The following is a 14,988-nucleotide window of genomic DNA, read 5'->3' as shown; positions in this document are numbered from 1 at the left end:
TCTGGCCAGTTGCACCGCTTGCTCCAGCCAGCTCTGATGAGTCGGGAAGGGGATCGGGCGGGCGTTGGCAGAGGCAACAAGGGGCGCAGACATGATGAAAAACCCTGATTTGACAGAATAAATGCCAGCCTAGCGGCGAAACAAACCATTTTGAAATTAAATGATAAAATGAGTTCCAGTGGTTTTATAAATGGAGAAGCCCATGCTGGATCCCCTGTTACTGCGCAGTTTTGTCGCCATTATCGACACCGGCAGCTTTACCCGGGCCGGTGAACGGGTCCACCTGACCCAATCCACCATCAGCCAGCAGATGCGCAGGCTCGAACAGCAGATTGGCTGCCCGCTGCTGGACCGCTCCGGTCGGCAGGTGGTGGCGACGGCCGAGGGGGAGCAGCTGCTGGGGCTGGCCCGCCGCATTCTGGCACTGCTGGCACAGGCCGAGGAGCAGGTGAGCGAGGGGAGCATATCGCTCAGCCTCGGGGTGCCGGAGGATTTCGCCGCCGGTGCCATCACCCCGGTGCTGGCCGCCTTTGCCCGCGACTACCCCGAAGTGCGGCTGGAGGTGGAGAGCGGCCTGAGTCACCACATCTGGCAGCGCTTCGCCGCGGGGGAGCTGGATCTGGCGCTGGTCAAGCAGGTGCGCGGACAGGGCTCACCGCTCGCCAGCTGGCGTGAGCCGCTGGTGTGGGTCGATAGTCGCGACTGGCCGGCGAAGGGGCGTGACCCGCTGCCGCTGGTCGCTTTCCCGAGCGAAGGGCTTTATCGCCAGCAGATGACCGAGGCACTCGATGGTCTGGGGCGGCGCTGGCGTGTCGCCTATGTCAGTGCCAGTCTCGCCAGTTTGCAGGGGGCGGTGAGCGCGGGCATTGGCGTGAGCTTGCTGCCCAAACGGCTGATGCCCGCCGATCAGCTGGCCCTGACCCAGTGGCCCAAGGTGGCATCGGTAGAGCTGGCGCTCCATGCGACAAAGGATGGGGGCGAGCCGCTTAGCCGGTTGAGCGCCGCCCTGATCGCCCTCTGCGACGAGGTGATGGGGCCGCAGTGAGTGGCTCTGTGGGGAAAGACTTCTGTGGGGAAAAACTGAAGTCGGAAAAATAAGGCGGAAAAAGTGCGGGGAGGGATCAGTGATCCTTCCCCTCCGCCAGCTTGCGCTCGTAATCCTGTTTCACGATGGCCAGCGCCGCCAGCACCAGCTCGGGGGCCAGCTCATTGGTTTCGAGCAGTTCAATCAGATCCACCGCGAGTTTCACCTCGGGCGGGGCAGTTTCCAGTGACATGGGCAGGGTTCCGGTTTCGGTTGCGGGAAGAGGGGGGATTATACAGGGGCGCCGCCGTTGGCCGAAAGCGCCCGCTGTATCGGGCTGTGAGGCACCAAGGTCAGAGGTGCTGGCGCATCTCCTTGTCGATCTCCTCGCGCAGGGCAATCAGCTTTTTGGCGTACTGCTGCAACTGCAGATCGCTCTCGCTTAGCGGCTGCCACTGGGGCACCGGGGTCGGTTTGCCCTGCTCATCCATCGCCACGAAGATGATGATGCAGTGGGTGGTCTTGTGGCGCTCGGTGTCGGTGGGGTGGCGGCTGTAGACATCCACCGCCAGATGCATGCTGGTGGTGCCGGTGTGGATCACCTGAGCGTGCACCTCAACCAGCTGGCCAATCTGGATGGGGCGCAAAAAGCGGATCCCCCCCACATAGACGGTCACCGCATAGCCACCGCACCAGCCCGCGGCGCAGGCGTAGCCCGCCTGATCGATCCACTTCATCACCATGCCGCCATGCACCTTGCCGCCGAAATTGACGTCAGAGGGTTCGGCCAGAAATTGCAGGGTCAGTTCGCGATTGGGCACAGTCACATCCTTATTGCCTGAAGGGTTTTCCTGAGCTTTGCCCCATCGGGCAGCCCGGTCAAGGGTTCATCCCCGATTCAGGGGGGCGGGGTCACTATCTGGCTCTATTCATCCCGATTTCACTTTTTTGACCCGCAGGAGTGACACCATGAAACAGATGCTGGAACAGTTGCTGGGGGCTGGCAAAGGCTGGCTCAACGAAGGCGGAGACAAGCGCAAGGGGCAGATGCAGGGGGCGCTGGCCGGCGGCGCGCTCGGTCTGCTGCTGGGCAACAAGAAGATGCGCAAATATGGCGGCAAGGCGGCTGCCGTGGGCGGCGCTGCGGCCCTTGGCGGGCTGGCCTACAAGCTCTATCAGGATTGGCAGGCCCAGCAGTCGGCGCCTGCCCAGCCGACCCATCCCGTCAGTACCCTGGAAGGCAATGCGCTGGATGCCCGCTCGGCTCTCTTGGTACGCGCCATGGTGGCGGCAGCCCGGGCCGATGGCCATATCGACGGCGCCGAGCGCCAGAAAATTCAGGAGTACCTGACCGAACAGGGCCAGAGTGACGTGGCACGCTGGATTGACGCCGAGCTGGCCCGTCCCCTCGATCCCCACGCGCTGGCGCGGGAAGTGACCGATATGGAGCTGGCCACCGAGGTCTATCTCGCCTCCCTGCTTGCCATCGAGGTGGATCACTTTATGGAGCGCGGTTATCTCGACGAGCTGGCGCGGGCTCTCAAGCTCGATGGCAACCTCAAAGGAAGCATCGAGCGGCAGGTAGCTCAGCTTAACGCCCCCGCCTGATATCCTTCACTGCCATGGATTGCCGATAACGCCCCGCTCAAGGGGCGTTGTTGTTTCTGCGCTTTGGCGATCACCCCTCTGTTTCCAGCTGCCGGTTTATCAGGCCCGCAAGATGGTGGAGCGCCAGCTCCAGCTGCTCGCTCCAGGGATGGGAGCTGTTGAGGCGCAGGCAGTGGTTGTGTTGCCCCTGACTGGAGAAGAGGGCGCCGGGGGCGATGGAGAAGCCGCAGTCGAGCGCCATGGCATGGAGGGCGCGGCTGTCGAGGCGGGGCGGAAACTCCAGCCAGAGAAAGTAGCCGCCATCGGGGGAGGAGATCCGCACCTCGCCCGGCAACAGCCGTTGCAGGGCCGCCCGCATCTGCTGCTGGCGCTGGGCCAGGGTGTGGCGCAGGCGGCGAAAGTGGGCATCGACTCCGCCCTGGCGCAGCATCTCCGCCAGCGCCAGCTGGCTCGGCACATTGGTGGAGAGGGTGGACATCAGTTGCAGCCGCTGCACCCGCTCGGCATGGGGCCCCGCCACCACCCAGCCGACCCGAAAGCCCGGCGCCAGACACTTGGAAAAGGAGCTGCAGAGCAGGCTGTCGCCACGCTGATCCCAGTGGCGGATCGGCTTGGGGCGCTCGCGGCCGAAGTAGACCTCCGCATAGACGTCATCCTCCACCAGCGGCACCTTGTGGGCGTTGAGCAGTGCCATCAGCCCCTGTTTGTGTGCATCGGGCATGGTGTGGCCGAGCGGGTGCTGCACATTGCCCATCAGCCAGCACGCCTTGATGGGCATCTGGCTGAGGGCATCTTCCAATAGCGCCAGATCGATGCCCACGCCCGGGATCACCGGGATCTCCACCGCCTTGAGTTTCAGCCGCTCGATGGCCTGCAGGGCGCCATAGAAGGTAGGGGATTCCACCACCACCCAGTCGCCGGGCTCGGTCAGCACCTGCAGACTGAGGGAGAGCGCCTCCATGGCGCCGGTGGTGATGATGATCTCCTGCGGGTTGATGGCGACCCCGTCGCTGGCGTAGCGCTGGGCGATGGCGCGGCGCAGCGCTTCGTTGCCGGGGGGCAGGTCGGCCACCGTGCTGAAGGGATCGAGCTTGCGCATGCAGCTGGCCAGCGCCCGCCCGAGCTGGGGATGGGGGAACAGGGTCGGGTCTGCTACCGACATGCCAAGGGGCACCAGATCCCGCGATTTGCTCGCCTGCAACACCTCGAACACCAGATCGTTGATATCCACCGAGCCGCTGTAGTGGGTCTGGCTCGGGGTGTGCTGCACGAGCTGTGGTGAGGCGGCTTTGACGTAGTAACCAGACTGGGGGCGGGCGAGGATCCGCCCCTGACTTTCGAGCAGTTGATAGGCCTGCAACACCGTCATGGGGCTGAGCCCGTGGGTCTTGCAGCTCTGGCGAATGGAGGGGATGCGCTCCCCCGGTTGCCAGATGCCATCGTCGATCTGGCTTTGCAGGCGGTCGGCCAACTGCTGATAAAGGGACATGATCTGGATCAACTGTTATAGGTGTAATTCAATATAACTGCATCTGTTATAGGTGTCATGACCCGTGGTGTACTTGTCCTGCATGAAACGTGCAAGGCAAATACAACAAAAGAGAGTGACGCATGATCAATCCGGATGACGTGGTCAGCCTGTCGCGCCTGCAATTTGGCGCCACGGCCCTGTTCCACTTCCTGTTTGTCCCCCTCACCCTGGGGCTGTCCTGGATCCTGGTGATCGCCGAGTCGGCCTATGTGATGACCGGCAAGGTGATCTATCAGGACATCACCCGCTTCTGGGGCAAACTGTTTGGCATCAACTTCGTCATGGGGGTCACCACGGGGATCACCATGGAGTTTCAGTTCGGCACCAACTGGGCCTATTACTCCCACTACGTGGGGGACATCTTCGGTACCCCGCTGGCCATCGAGGGGCTGATGGCCTTCTTCCTCGAATCGACCCTGGTGGGGCTCTTCTTCTTCGGCTGGGACAAGCTCTCCCGCGGCAAGCACCTGCTGGTGACCATGCTGGTGGCGCTCGGCTCCAACCTCTCGGCACTCTGGATCCTGATCGGCAATGGCTGGATGCAAAACCCGGTGGGGGCCGAGTTCAACCTGCTGACCCAACGGATGGAGCTGGTGGATATCGCCGCCGTGCTGCTCAACCCGGTGGCGCAGGTGAAGTTCGTTCACACCGTTGCTGCGGGCTATGTGGCCGCCTCCATGTTTGTGATGGGGGTGAGCAGCTGGTATCTGCTGCGCAAGACGGAAGTGCAGTTCGCCCTGCGATCCTTCGCCATCGCCTCCGGTTTCGGGCTGGCGGCCATCCTTTCGGTCATCGTGCTCGGGGATGAGTCGGGCTATCGCACCGGCGAGGTGCAGAAGGTGAAGCTCGCCGCCATCGAGGCGGAGTGGCACACCGAGCCGGCGCCTGCCTCCTTCACCCTGTTCGGCTTCCCGGATCAGCAGGGGGAGACCACTCACGCCGCCATCAAGATCCCGTATCTGATGGGGATCATCGCCACTCGCTCCCTCGACGAGGCGGTGACCGGTATCAAGGATCTCAAGGTGCAGCACGAGGCGCGTATTCGCAGCGGCATGGTGGCGTCCGGTGCCCTCGAAGAGATCCGCGCCGGCAACGACTCGGCCGAAAACCGGGCGCTGTTTGCCAAACACGGCAAGGATCTCGGCTACGGTCTGCTGCTCACCCCCTATGCCAGCAATATCGCCAAGGCGGGGGAGGCGGAGATTGCCAAGGCGGTGGAGGACTCCATCCCGCAGGTGGCGCCGCTCTTCTTCGGTTTTCGCCTGATGGTGGGGCTCGGCGTCGCGATGCTGGGGCTGATGGTGGTGAGCTTTGTCCAGCTCTGCCGCAACAGGCTGCAGAGCTCGCCACGCCTGCTCAAGACCCTGCTCTGGAGCATTCCGCTGCCCTGGATCGCCATTGAGGCGGGTTGGTTTGTGGCCGAGTTTGGTCGCCAGCCCTGGACTATCAGCGACGTGCTGCCGGTCTCGGCCTCGGTCTCCCTGCTTACCCCGGGCCAGCTCTGGTTCAGTCTCATCGCCATCTGCTCCATCTACACCCTGCTGCTGGTGGTGGAGCTCTTCCTGCTGCGCCGGGTGATCCGCAAGGGGCCCGCCATTCTCCATACCGGCCGCTACAGCGGTGAACAACCCGAACTTGCGAGGATCGCCTGATGGATTACGCAACCCTGAAACTCATCTGGTGGGCGCTGCTGCTCTTCATGATGGTCGGCTTTATCGTGATGGATGGCTTCGATCTCGGCATCGCCATGCTGCTGCCGGTGGTCTCGCAGGATGACGACGACCGGCGGCTGGTGATCAACAGCGTGGGGCCGGTGTGGGAGGGCAATCAGGTGTGGCTGATTGCCGGTGCCGGCGCCCTGTTCGCCGCCTGGCCGCTAGTCTATGCCGCCGCCTTCTCGGTGCTCTATATCCCCATGGTGGTGCTGCTGCTCGGCCTCTTTCTGCGCCCGGTCGGCTTTGACTACCGCAGCAAGCTGACCGACCCGCTGTGGCGCCGCTGGTGGGATCGGGCGCTGGTGGCAGGTGGCCTGATACCGACCCTGATCCTCGGCGCCGCCATCGGTCTGGTGATGCAGGGCTTGCCGTTTCGCTTCGACACGGCGCTGCGCCTGCACTACGGCGCATTCGACTTCCACTGGGGCTGGCTGCTCTCGGTGCTGGCTACCGCCATCACCTTGCTGCTGCTGCACGGCGCCAGCTTTTTGCAAGCCAAGGTAACGGGAACGCCCGCGCTGCGTGCACGGGGTATCGCCATCCTGCTGGCCCCGCTGGTGACCTTTTTCTACCTGCTTGCCGGCTGGCATCTGGTGGATCTGCAGGGCTATCAGCTGACCGGTCTGGCGGGCCAGCCCTTTGACGGCAACGCCGTGCTAAGCCCGCTGATGAAGGGGGTCACCCCCCATGTCGCCGGCTGGCTGCGCAACTACCACGAGCAGCCGCTGCTGTGGCTGGTGCCGGTGATTGGCGCGCTGGCGCCGCTGGCGAGCGGGATTGCCGCCTGGCTGGAGCGCGGACGGTTGGCACTGGTGGCAAGCGCCGTAGCCTGCATCGCCATGCTTGGCTCGGTGGCCATCTCGCTCTTCCCCTTCGTGCTCCCTTCAACTCTTGATGCCGCGAGCAGCCTGACCCTGTGGGATGGCACCTCCAGCTACAAGACGTTGGCCATCATGTTCGGCATCGTGCTGGTGCTGCTCCCCATCAACCTTGGCTACACCGGCTGGGTCTATCGGGTGGTGCGCGGCAAGCTCGACCGCGCCCGCATCAAGCGCGACGGCCATCAACTCTACTGACCATAAGGAGGACGCCATGTGGTACTTCACCTGGATACTGGGGCTCGGTTTTGCCCTGTTGCTGGGGCTGTGCAATCTGCTCTGGCTGGAAGCGCGCTGGGAAGCGGCTGACCGCGACCAGAACTGATCTGCGGGGTTGACCCGCATGCCCGGTCGGGCTGCCAGTGGCGCCGCCCGACCACCCTGCCACTTCACTGACAGTCGCGGACTGTCACTCAACCGACAGGTAATCAATATGAAACAGACATTGAAAGCGGTGGCGCTGGCCATCGGCTGCGCCCTTGCCGCCGCGCCGGCGGGTGCCGCCAGCCAGGGCGTACAACTGACGCCACTGGACAAGAACTTCACCCTGCAGGTGCTCGGTAGCGGCGGCCCCATCTCCGACGATCAGCGCGCCTCCTCCAGCGAGGTGATCTGGTGGAAGGGGAAATCCCGCATCCTGATCGATGCCGGTGGCGGCGTCTACCTGCGCTTCGGTCAGGCGGGGGCCAAGCTCGAAGAGGTCGATTTTATCGGCATCACCCACTTTCATACCGACCATGTGACCGACCTGCCCGCCCTGCTCAAGGGGGCTTACTTCTTCGAGCGCAGCGATCCGCTGGATCTGGCGGGGCCCGAGGCTGGCTCGGCCTTCCCCAGCATGAGCGGCTACTTTGACGCCCTTTTCAACAAGGAGAAGGGGGCTTATGCCTACCTGAGCGGCTTCAAAGATGGCACTGATGGTCTCTTCCCCATCACCCTGATTGATGTCCCCTATCGGGGGCCAAAACCCCACACCGTCTATCAGCAGGATGGCTTGACCATCACCGCGCTCGGCATCCCCCACGGTGACGTGCCCTGTCTGGCCTACCGGATCCAGAGCGCCGAAGGGAGCATCGTCATCTCGGCAGATCAGAACGGTTCCAACCCCGCCTTCCTCGATTTTGCCCGGGGCGCCGACATTCTGGTGATGCCGCTGGCTATTCACGAAGGGGCCGACCCGGTCTCCGCCTCGCTCCATGCCAAGCCATCGGTGGTGGGCAAGATTGCCGCCGAGGTGAACCCCAAGCTGCTGGTGCTGAACCACTGGATGGGGGTCGGCCTCAATCACAAGAAAGAGGCGATGGCCATCGTCAAACAGCAGTTCCATGGCCAGATCGTGGCCGCCCGCGATCTCTCCAGCTACCCCGTTTCATCCGTCAAGGAGTCCACTCATGAGTAACTCAAGCAGCAACAAAACCACCGGCAAACTGACCCTCTCCATCGCCATGACCAGCCTGATTGCCCTGACCCCGGGACTGGCGCTGGCGGCCACCCCGAGCGATGCGCCGGTCAAGGCTGCCCCCAGCGAACAGCACGGCGGCAAGTGTGCGGCGGGCAAGTGCGGCACCGAGAAGCGCTTTGAAAAGCAAGCCCTCGACAGCGATCCGCAGGGGCGGCTGGTGCGCGCCCGTGACGGCAAGTGCGGCGTGGCGGGAGAGGGGATTGATGGCGATACATCCAGCAAGGGCAGCAAGATGACGGAGGGGGTATGCGGCCAATAAGCTCCCGCAGTCGGGGGATCGGGTTGCGGCAGGAGCATCTGGATGCGCTCTGCTCCGGCCCCATCCGCCCCGGTATCGACTTTCTCGAGCTGGCGCCGGAGAACTGGATGGCCATCGGCGGTGCCAAGCGGGCGCAGTTGCATCAGCTGGTCGAGCGTTACCCGCTGGTGGCCCACGGTCTCAGCCTCTCCCTCGGCGATTGTCTGCCTCTCAACCGCGCCCTGCTCGGCCAGATCCGCACCTTTCTGGATGAGTTCGGCATCGGGCTCTACAGCGAGCACCTGAGCTTTTCCCGCGACCAGCAGGGCTATCTCTACGAGCTCTTACCGGTGCCGCGGCAGTGGGAGAACATTCCCTATCTGGCAGAGCGGATTGAGCAGGTGCAGGAGGCGCTGGCCCGCCCGCTGGTGCTGGAAAATATCTCCTACTACCACGGCTATGACCACGAGATGCCGGAGGAGGATTTTCTCGCCGAGCTGGTGGCGCGCAGCGGCTGCGAGCTGCTGCTCGATATCAACAACGTCTTCGTCAACAGCCGCAACCACGGTTACTGCCCCAAGCGGATGATCGCCGGGCTGCCGAGCAGTGCGATCCGCTATTTCCATATCGCTGGCCATCTGGAAGAGGCGGACGGCACCTTGCTGGATACCCACGGCAAACCGGTTTGCGAAGAGGTGGTGGCTCTGGCCCGTTATACGGTGAAGACCCACGGCCTGCGCCCCCTGCTGCTGGAGCGGGATCACCATCTGCCGCCGCTGGCAGTGCTGGAGGCCGAGCTGGCGCGGGTGCACGGCGCCTGTTGCGAGGTGCTCGACAGTCAGGTGCGGGAGGTGCGCTATGGATAGACGGTTATCTCTGATCACTGCGCCCAAAACGGCGCCGCAGTGGATGCAGCAGCAGACCGCCTGGCTGGCGAGCCGGGTACGGCTGCCGCAGGATGGCATCGCCAGTCACTATGCCCGCAGCGTGCGCGCCAATGTGGAGTCGGTGCTGGAGAGCGCCTTTCCGCTCACCCACGCTCACTGGGCGCCGGTGGACAGGTGGCAGCTGGTGGAGGGCTTTGTTATCCAGCACGGCGCCGAGGCTCCCGAGTTTCACCATATCGCCACCGAGTTTGTCCGCTATGTGCAGCATCGCCACGGCGAGGGCTCCCTCAACTGGCCCAAGCAGCGGCTGGCGCTGTTGGAGTACGAGTGGGCCTGCCTTTGTGTCGAGATTGACCAAGGGGTGGTGCCGCAAGTTATGGCGGGAGAGGAGGTGATGGCGGAGAGTCCACTTCGGCTCAATCCCACCCTGCAACTGCTTGAGCTCCCCTTTGCCATTCGTCGCAGCGGCGTGGTGCCGACCCGTCAGGGCAACCACTTCTATGGCCTGTTTCGCAGCCCGGATCATCAGGTGGTGACCCAGCGGTTGCGCGAATGGGATGTGGCGCTGATCCAGCTGTTGCAACAGCAGCCGGGGATCACCCAAGCCGCGTTCCTGCAACAGGTGAAACAGGTTCGCCGCGACTTTGATCTGATCGAGTGGGCGCGCCATTTTCACCGGCTGGGTCTGCTGACCTTGTCCGTTGGCGAGCGCCAGTCCGGCGCGCCCTTGCCCTCATCTAGCAAACACCAAGGAGAATTCCCATGAACAACACCCTGATCCAGTGGTACGAGCGGGCGGTAGCCCAGTGCAAACGGCTCGATTTTCTGGCCCTGCTGGCCATTCGCCTCTATCTCATTCCGGTCATCTATGTGGGGGCCCACTCCAAGGTGGTGGGTTTTGCCGGCACCGTCGCCTGGTTTGGCGCACCGGTCTCGGAAGGGGGACTCAACCTGCCATTCCCGACCCTGCTCGCCTTTCTGGCGGCGGGCACTGAAGTGCTGGGTTGTATCTGTATCGCCCTTGGCCTCTTTACCCGCATCATGGCCATTCCCACCATCTTCCTGATGAGCGTGGCGAGCGCTATGGTGCACTGGAAGCACGGCTGGGACGCCATCGCCACCGGCAGCATGGAGGCCACTGTGCGCCTCAACGGCTTTATCGAGTGGCTGGCCGCCAACTTCCCCGGTCGTTACAACTACATCACCGAGCTCGGGGATCCCGTGATGCTCAACAACGGGATGGAGTTTGCCGCCACCTACTTCGTGATGCTGCTGGTGCTGCTGGTTTACGGCGGGGGTCGCTATGTCAGCCTCGACTACTGGCTCAAGCGTGCAGTGAGCAAGGGGGAGGTGGTTTCCCGCACTGCATAACAACAGACAAAATAACAGAGCGTGAAAAGAGACGAGCGGCATAAGCCGCTCGTTTTTATGTTATGACGGGAGAGGCAGAGCGGCCTGCTGGCACAGCTTATGCCTGACAGGCGGCGAGCCGGACGGCTTCGCGGCGCTCGCTGACATGGGTCAGCCCGTAGGCCAGCAACACGATAAGGGCGCCGATCCAGGGGGTGTGCATCAGACCGAGGTGCTCCACCACCAAGCCACCGACTACGGAGCCGAGCGCAATGCCGACGTTGAAGGCGGCGATATTGAGACCCGATGCCACATCCACCGCCTTGGGTGTGTGCAGTTCGGCCTGCTTGACCACCAGTACCTGCAGACCCGGCACGTTGCCAAAGGCAAAGGCGCCCCACACCAGCACGGTCAGCACCGCCAGCACCGGATGCGGCGCGGTGAAAGTGAGGGCCAGCAGCACCACAGCGAGACCTGCAAACAGCAGCTTGAGCGCCGGCAGCGGACCCATCTTGTCGGCCAGCTTGCCGCCCCAGATATTGCCGACGGCGACCGATACCCCGTAAACCAGCAGGATCAGGCTCACCGCACCGGCACTAAAACCGCTTATTTGCTGCAGGATGGGGGCAAGGAAGGTGAAGGCTGTGAAAGCGCCACCGTAACCGAGGGCGGTTTTAGCGTAGACCAGCAGCAGCGGCTTCTTGGTCAGCACCGAGAGCTGTTCGCGGATGGTGGAGGCCGCCCCCTTGGGCAGGTTGCTCGGGATCAGCAGCAGGCTACCCACCATGGCGACGAGGCCGAGCAGGCTCACCACCAGAAAGGTTTCGCGCCAGCCAAAGACCTGACCAATCCAGGTGCCAAGCGGTACGCCGGTCACCAGCGCCACGGTGAGGCCGCTGAACATGATGGCGATGGCGCTCGCCGCCTTCTCTTTGGCGACCAAGCCGGTGGCGATGGTGCTGCCCACCGAGAAGAAGACTCCGTGCGCCAATCCGGTCAGGATGCGGGCCACAATCAGGCTCTCGTAACCGGGGGCCTGCCAGGCCAGCAGGTTGCCGGCGGTAAAGAGCGCCATCAACCCTACCAGCAACCATTTGCGCGGCACCTTGCCGGTGAGCGCCGTGAGTACGGGGGCGCCGATGGCTACGCCAAGGGCATAGAGGCTGACCAGAAGGCCCGCCGAGGGGAGCGAGACATTGAGCTGTTCGGCGATGGTGGGGATAAGCCCCACGATCACGAATTCGGTGGTGCCGATCGCAAAGGCACTTAAGGTGAGGGCAAATAACGCCAGTGGCATAACAACTCCTTGGTTAGGGACTCCCGACGGGAGAATGGCGCCAGTATGCCGATGCGGTTTGTTGGCAAAAATGACGATAACAGCAAATTACTTTTGCCAAATCAGCAACAATGGCGATGAGTGGGAGGGGAATGGGAGAGACAATAGTGGTCGCAAAGAGGGGGGGAAGAGAGATGAGAGCGAAGTGACTGGAGAGCAGAGTAAAAGCGTGCTGAGCGAGTAGGGTACAAAGAGGAAACGGGGACGGGGGTAATGGAAGGCGACAGGGTTGGCTGAACCTGCTGTGCGTGCTGGAGTGAGTAAAGAGTGAGATTAAAGGGCAAAAAATCGGGAGGCATGATACCTCCCGATTTTGCTGAAAAATGTCATTGAGCGTTATTTGCTCCCTTCTCCCCTTGCGGGAGAAGGGAGCTGGTCGCGGGCTCATGGTCCCCGCTCTTGCTACCGCTGAGCCTGTGTCTGCTTAATCCCAATCCGGCGCAAAGTCCGGATTGGCGCAGCGCTCGCCCCGATCCAGTGTGGCGATGGCGGCCATCTCCTTGCTGCTCAAGGTGATATCGAGGGCGGCCAGATTGGCGGCCTGATTCTCCCGTTTGGTGGAGCTCGGGATCACCGCCATATTCTGGGCCAGCAGCCAGGCCAGCGACACCTGGGCCGCCGAGACGCCGTGGCGCTGGCCGATCTCCATCAGCAGCGGCTCGGTGAGCACCTTGCCATAGGCGAGCGGCATATATGCGGTGATGGCGATACCGTGAGCTTTGCAGAACTCCACCACCTTGCGGTTTTGCAGCAGCGGGTGGATCTCCACCTGCTGGTGGGCGATGGCGCCGGACCCCAAAATCTCGATGGCCTGTTTGAGTTGGGCCACAGTGAAGTTGGAGACTCCGATCTCGCGGGTCAGGCCTTGTGCTTTGGCCTCGGCCAACTGCTCCAGATAGACCTCCATCGGCACTTCATCCTTGGGGGAGGGCCAGTGGATCAGCGCCAGATCCAGATAGTCGGTGCCCAGTTTTTCAAGACTTACCTCCAGGCTCGGGATTACCTTGCCCGGCCCAAATTCGCTGGTCCACACCTTGGTGGTCAGATAGATATCCTGGCGGGGGACGCCGCTCTCGCGCATCAGCTGGCCCACTTCGGCCTCGTTGGCGTAGATCTGGGCGGTATCGATGTGGCGGTAGCCAAGTTCCAGCCCCTGCAGCAGAGAGTCGCGCAGGGGTTGACCGGTCAGGCGAAAGGTTCCAAGACCCAGGTTGGGCATCTTCATCATGCTACTCCTCAAACGGGTTGCAAAGGGCGTTCAGCGGCGCGGCGGATCAGGCGTCCAGCGGCTGATAGCGGCGAATGGTGCTGCCAGCAAACCAGGGCTCGGCCTTGGCGACAAACTCGGTAAAGTGAGGCTGGCCCTGATGGGCGGTGAGGGCCGCTTCGCTCTCCCACACCTCGTAGAGCATCCAGCTGTGGGGATTGTCCAGATCCTGATGCAGCTGGTAGCGCTGGCAGCCAGCCTCCTGCAAGGTGGCCGCAATCAGCGGCTCAAGGGCGGCACGAAACTGGGCGGCGAATTCGGGTCTGGCTTCAAGCTGGGCAATCACAATAACGGGTGATGACATCTGAACCTCCTTGGCATAAACGAAGGGTCAGTATGCCTGCCGTGACTTGCCGGAAACAGGGTTAATGGCGCAGCAGTGAATTGAGAGAGGCACAGCAATCGGGGGCTGTGGCCCCCTATTATCAGGCGCTGGCGGGTTCCGACCAGACGGCAAACTCATTGCCGCTGGGCTCGACAAAGTGGAAACGGCGGCCACCGGGAAAATCGAAAAGAGGGCGGTTGATGGTGCCACCGTGTTGGCTCACCTTGGCTTGGGTCGCGTCAATATCGGCGCTGTAGAACACCAGCAGGGCGCCGCCTTGCGCGCTCTGGCTGCACTGTTTGGCACGATAGAAGCCACCATCCAGCCCCTCATCGGCAAAGGCGCAGTAGTCGGGGCCGTAATCGACAAACTGCCAGCCAAATACGGCCTTAAAGAAGGCCTTGGTCGCGGCGAGATCCCTGGCCGCAAACTCCACATAGTTCAGTTTTTCATGGGCTTTCATTCAGTTCGTCTCCCTCATCATCAGTATCGGTAGGCTCAGTAAGTTGTTCCCAAGGGGTCAGTTTAAGCTGCTTGCGCCGTAGCCAGAGGAGACTCGCCATCATGAGGCCTGTTAATCCAGCAAACAGGGCTGTGTGGCGCAGAGCTAATAGCGGATCAATCCCCATGGATTGCCAGCTGAACAACCACAACAAAATGCTCCAGATCAGGCCAAGGCCGACGCCAAATACCAGCAAGTTGGTTAGCCAGTTCTCGTAGTGAGGCGGTTTGACAGGCCAGCCAAGTTGGCGCAATAACCAGAACAAGGGGGGATTGTAGTTGGACTGCCATACTCCTTTACTTGCCAGTTCCTGATGGGCTGCCGCCAGCCGCTCTTCAAATGTCATCGTGTTCGTCCTTGTTTCTATTCGGTTTCATACGAACCAATATTGTCCCATTCTACCGGCAAACACCGAGCAGAGTTTGAGCTGGCCATCACGTTATCTCTTTGCCGTGACGGTGAAGCCATATCAGGCAATGCTTGCCAATACAGAGCGGCTACGCCTATAAAGTCCCATTACTCTTGTCCGGATAACAGCAATGAAGACCCATTCTGATGAACTGACCCTGTTTGTGGCGGTGGTGGAGGCGGGCAGTTTTCGCCAGGCGGCTGAGAACCTCGGTATGGACAACTCGGTGGTGAGCCGCGGCATCAAAAGGCTGGAGGAGAAGCTCTCAACCGTGCTGCTCAATCGCACCACGAGGCGGGTCAGCCTGACCGAGGAGGGGAGCTGGTTTTATCAGCGGGCTGTGAAGATCCTGACCGAGATGAGCGAGGCGGAGGGGCTGCTGCTGATGCGTCGCGAACAGCCGGAGGGCATATTGCGGGTCGATGCCGCCACCCCTTTTATCCTGCACCGGTTAGT

Annotated in this window: 18 protein-coding genes and 1 pseudogene; 11 read left to right on the top strand and 8 right to left on the bottom strand. The window is 62.3% G+C overall.

Going from position 1 to position 14,988, the window contains the following annotated elements; all coding sequences use genetic code 11:
* The first annotated feature begins 202 nt into the window (after window positions 1-202).
* Window positions 203-1,045, top strand: a complete 843-nt coding sequence (locus AACS24_RS18050; RefSeq protein ID WP_108571537.1) for a LysR family transcriptional regulator — start codon at window positions 203-205, stop codon at window positions 1,043-1,045.
* 76 nt (window positions 1,046-1,121) lie between these two features.
* Here the strand turns inward: AACS24_RS18050 and rsmS are convergent, their stop codons facing one another.
* On the bottom strand, window positions 1,122-1,277 hold the full coding sequence (gene rsmS / locus AACS24_RS18045; protein ID WP_080768580.1) for a pleiotropic regulatory protein RsmS: 156 nt from the start codon (window positions 1,275-1,277) through the stop codon (window positions 1,122-1,124).
* 100 nt (window positions 1,278-1,377) lie between these two features.
* The gene (locus AACS24_RS18040) at window positions 1,378-1,845 is read right to left on the bottom strand and encodes an acyl-CoA thioesterase (RefSeq protein ID WP_047438978.1); all 468 of its coding nucleotides are present in this window, start codon (window positions 1,843-1,845) and stop codon (window positions 1,378-1,380) included.
* Window positions 1,846-1,993: 148 nt separating this feature from the next.
* Between AACS24_RS18040 and AACS24_RS18035 the strand changes: the two genes are divergently transcribed.
* Entirely contained in the window at window positions 1,994-2,632 is a 639-nt protein-coding gene (locus AACS24_RS18035) for a tellurite resistance TerB family protein (RefSeq protein WP_108571536.1), read from the top strand.
* Between the two features lie 70 nt (window positions 2,633-2,702).
* Here AACS24_RS18035 and AACS24_RS18030 read toward each other — a convergent pair whose 3' ends face one another.
* A complete protein-coding gene (locus AACS24_RS18030) occupies window positions 2,703-4,121 on the bottom strand; it encodes an aminotransferase-like domain-containing protein (protein WP_108571539.1) in 1,419 nt (472 codons plus the stop codon).
* Window positions 4,122-4,243: 122 nt separating this feature from the next.
* Here AACS24_RS18030 and AACS24_RS18025 point away from each other — a divergent pair, with 122 nt between their 5' ends.
* From AACS24_RS18025 to AACS24_RS17990, 8 genes are all read left to right on the top strand, one after another.
* Window positions 4,244-5,815 carry a cytochrome ubiquinol oxidase subunit I gene (locus AACS24_RS18025; protein ID WP_108571535.1) on the top strand — a complete coding sequence of 524 codons (1,572 nt, stop codon included), beginning with the start codon at window positions 4,244-4,246 and terminating at the stop codon, window positions 5,813-5,815.
* Window positions 5,815-6,954, top strand: coding sequence for a cytochrome d ubiquinol oxidase subunit II (cydB, locus tag AACS24_RS18020; RefSeq protein WP_108571534.1), 1,140 nt, complete (start codon window positions 5,815-5,817; stop codon window positions 6,952-6,954). Before AACS24_RS18025 ends, cydB begins: the two co-directional genes overlap by 1 nt.
* 16 nt (window positions 6,955-6,970) lie before the next feature.
* A complete protein-coding gene (gene cydX / locus AACS24_RS18015) occupies window positions 6,971-7,081 on the top strand; it encodes a cytochrome bd-I oxidase subunit CydX (protein WP_033112926.1) in 111 nt (36 codons plus the stop codon).
* Window positions 7,082-7,189: 108 nt separating this feature from the next.
* A complete protein-coding gene (locus tag AACS24_RS18010; RefSeq protein ID WP_108571533.1) occupies window positions 7,190-8,155 on the top strand; it encodes an MBL fold metallo-hydrolase in 966 nt (321 codons plus the stop codon).
* A complete protein-coding gene (locus tag AACS24_RS18005; protein WP_033112924.1) occupies window positions 8,148-8,477 on the top strand; it encodes a hypothetical protein in 330 nt (109 codons plus the stop codon). The genes AACS24_RS18010 and AACS24_RS18005 overlap by 8 nt, the downstream gene beginning before the upstream one ends.
* A complete protein-coding gene (locus tag AACS24_RS18000; RefSeq protein ID WP_108571532.1) occupies window positions 8,465-9,322 on the top strand; it encodes a DUF692 domain-containing protein in 858 nt (285 codons plus the stop codon). The genes AACS24_RS18005 and AACS24_RS18000 overlap by 13 nt, the downstream gene beginning before the upstream one ends.
* Entirely contained in the window at window positions 9,315-10,109 is a 795-nt protein-coding gene (locus tag AACS24_RS17995) for an HvfC family peptide modification chaperone (protein ID WP_108571531.1), read from the top strand. The genes AACS24_RS18000 and AACS24_RS17995 overlap by 8 nt, the downstream gene beginning before the upstream one ends.
* Window positions 10,106-10,714 carry an HvfX family Cu-binding RiPP maturation protein gene (locus AACS24_RS17990; protein WP_033112922.1) on the top strand — a complete coding sequence of 203 codons (609 nt, stop codon included), beginning with the start codon at window positions 10,106-10,108 and terminating at the stop codon, window positions 10,712-10,714. Before AACS24_RS17995 ends, AACS24_RS17990 begins: the two co-directional genes overlap by 4 nt.
* Before the next feature lie 97 nt (window positions 10,715-10,811).
* On the opposite strand, the gene AACS24_RS17985 is transcribed toward AACS24_RS17990, so the two are convergent.
* The 5 genes from AACS24_RS17985 to AACS24_RS17965 all read right to left on the bottom strand — a co-directional run bounded on the left by AACS24_RS17985 (window position 10,812) and on the right by AACS24_RS17965 (window position 14,469).
* Window positions 10,812-11,990, bottom strand: a complete 1,179-nt coding sequence (locus AACS24_RS17985; RefSeq protein ID WP_108571530.1) for an MFS transporter — start codon at window positions 11,988-11,990, stop codon at window positions 10,812-10,814.
* 463 nt (window positions 11,991-12,453) lie between these two features.
* On the bottom strand, window positions 12,454-13,257 hold the full coding sequence (dkgB, locus tag AACS24_RS17980; RefSeq protein WP_108571529.1) for a 2,5-didehydrogluconate reductase DkgB: 804 nt from the start codon (window positions 13,255-13,257) through the stop codon (window positions 12,454-12,456).
* A 46-nt stretch (window positions 13,258-13,303) separates the two neighbouring features.
* A complete protein-coding gene (locus AACS24_RS17975) occupies window positions 13,304-13,600 on the bottom strand; it encodes a putative quinol monooxygenase (RefSeq protein WP_108571528.1) in 297 nt (98 codons plus the stop codon).
* 121 nt (window positions 13,601-13,721) lie between these two features.
* Window positions 13,722-14,084 (bottom strand): VOC family protein, encoded by a 363-nt coding sequence (locus AACS24_RS17970; RefSeq protein ID WP_108571527.1) that lies wholly within the window; start codon window positions 14,082-14,084, stop codon window positions 13,722-13,724.
* The gene (locus AACS24_RS17965) at window positions 14,071-14,469 is read right to left on the bottom strand and encodes a DUF6404 family protein (protein ID WP_108571526.1); all 399 of its coding nucleotides are present in this window, start codon (window positions 14,467-14,469) and stop codon (window positions 14,071-14,073) included. The genes AACS24_RS17970 and AACS24_RS17965 overlap by 14 nt, the downstream gene beginning before the upstream one ends.
* A gap of 193 nt (window positions 14,470-14,662) precedes the next feature.
* On the opposite strand from AACS24_RS17965, the pseudogene AACS24_RS17960 reads away from it, so the two are divergent.
* Window positions 14,663-14,988: pseudogene (locus tag AACS24_RS17960) on the top strand (LysR family transcriptional regulator); the annotation flags it as partial.

This window comes from Aeromonas sp. HMWF016 (assembly GCF_963878195.1).
In the GTDB taxonomy this organism is placed as follows: Bacteria; Pseudomonadota; Gammaproteobacteria; order Enterobacterales; family Aeromonadaceae; genus Aeromonas; species Aeromonas lacus.
The sequence above is the reverse complement of the archived record's forward strand: the minus strand, read 5'-3'. Positions and strand labels throughout refer to the sequence as shown.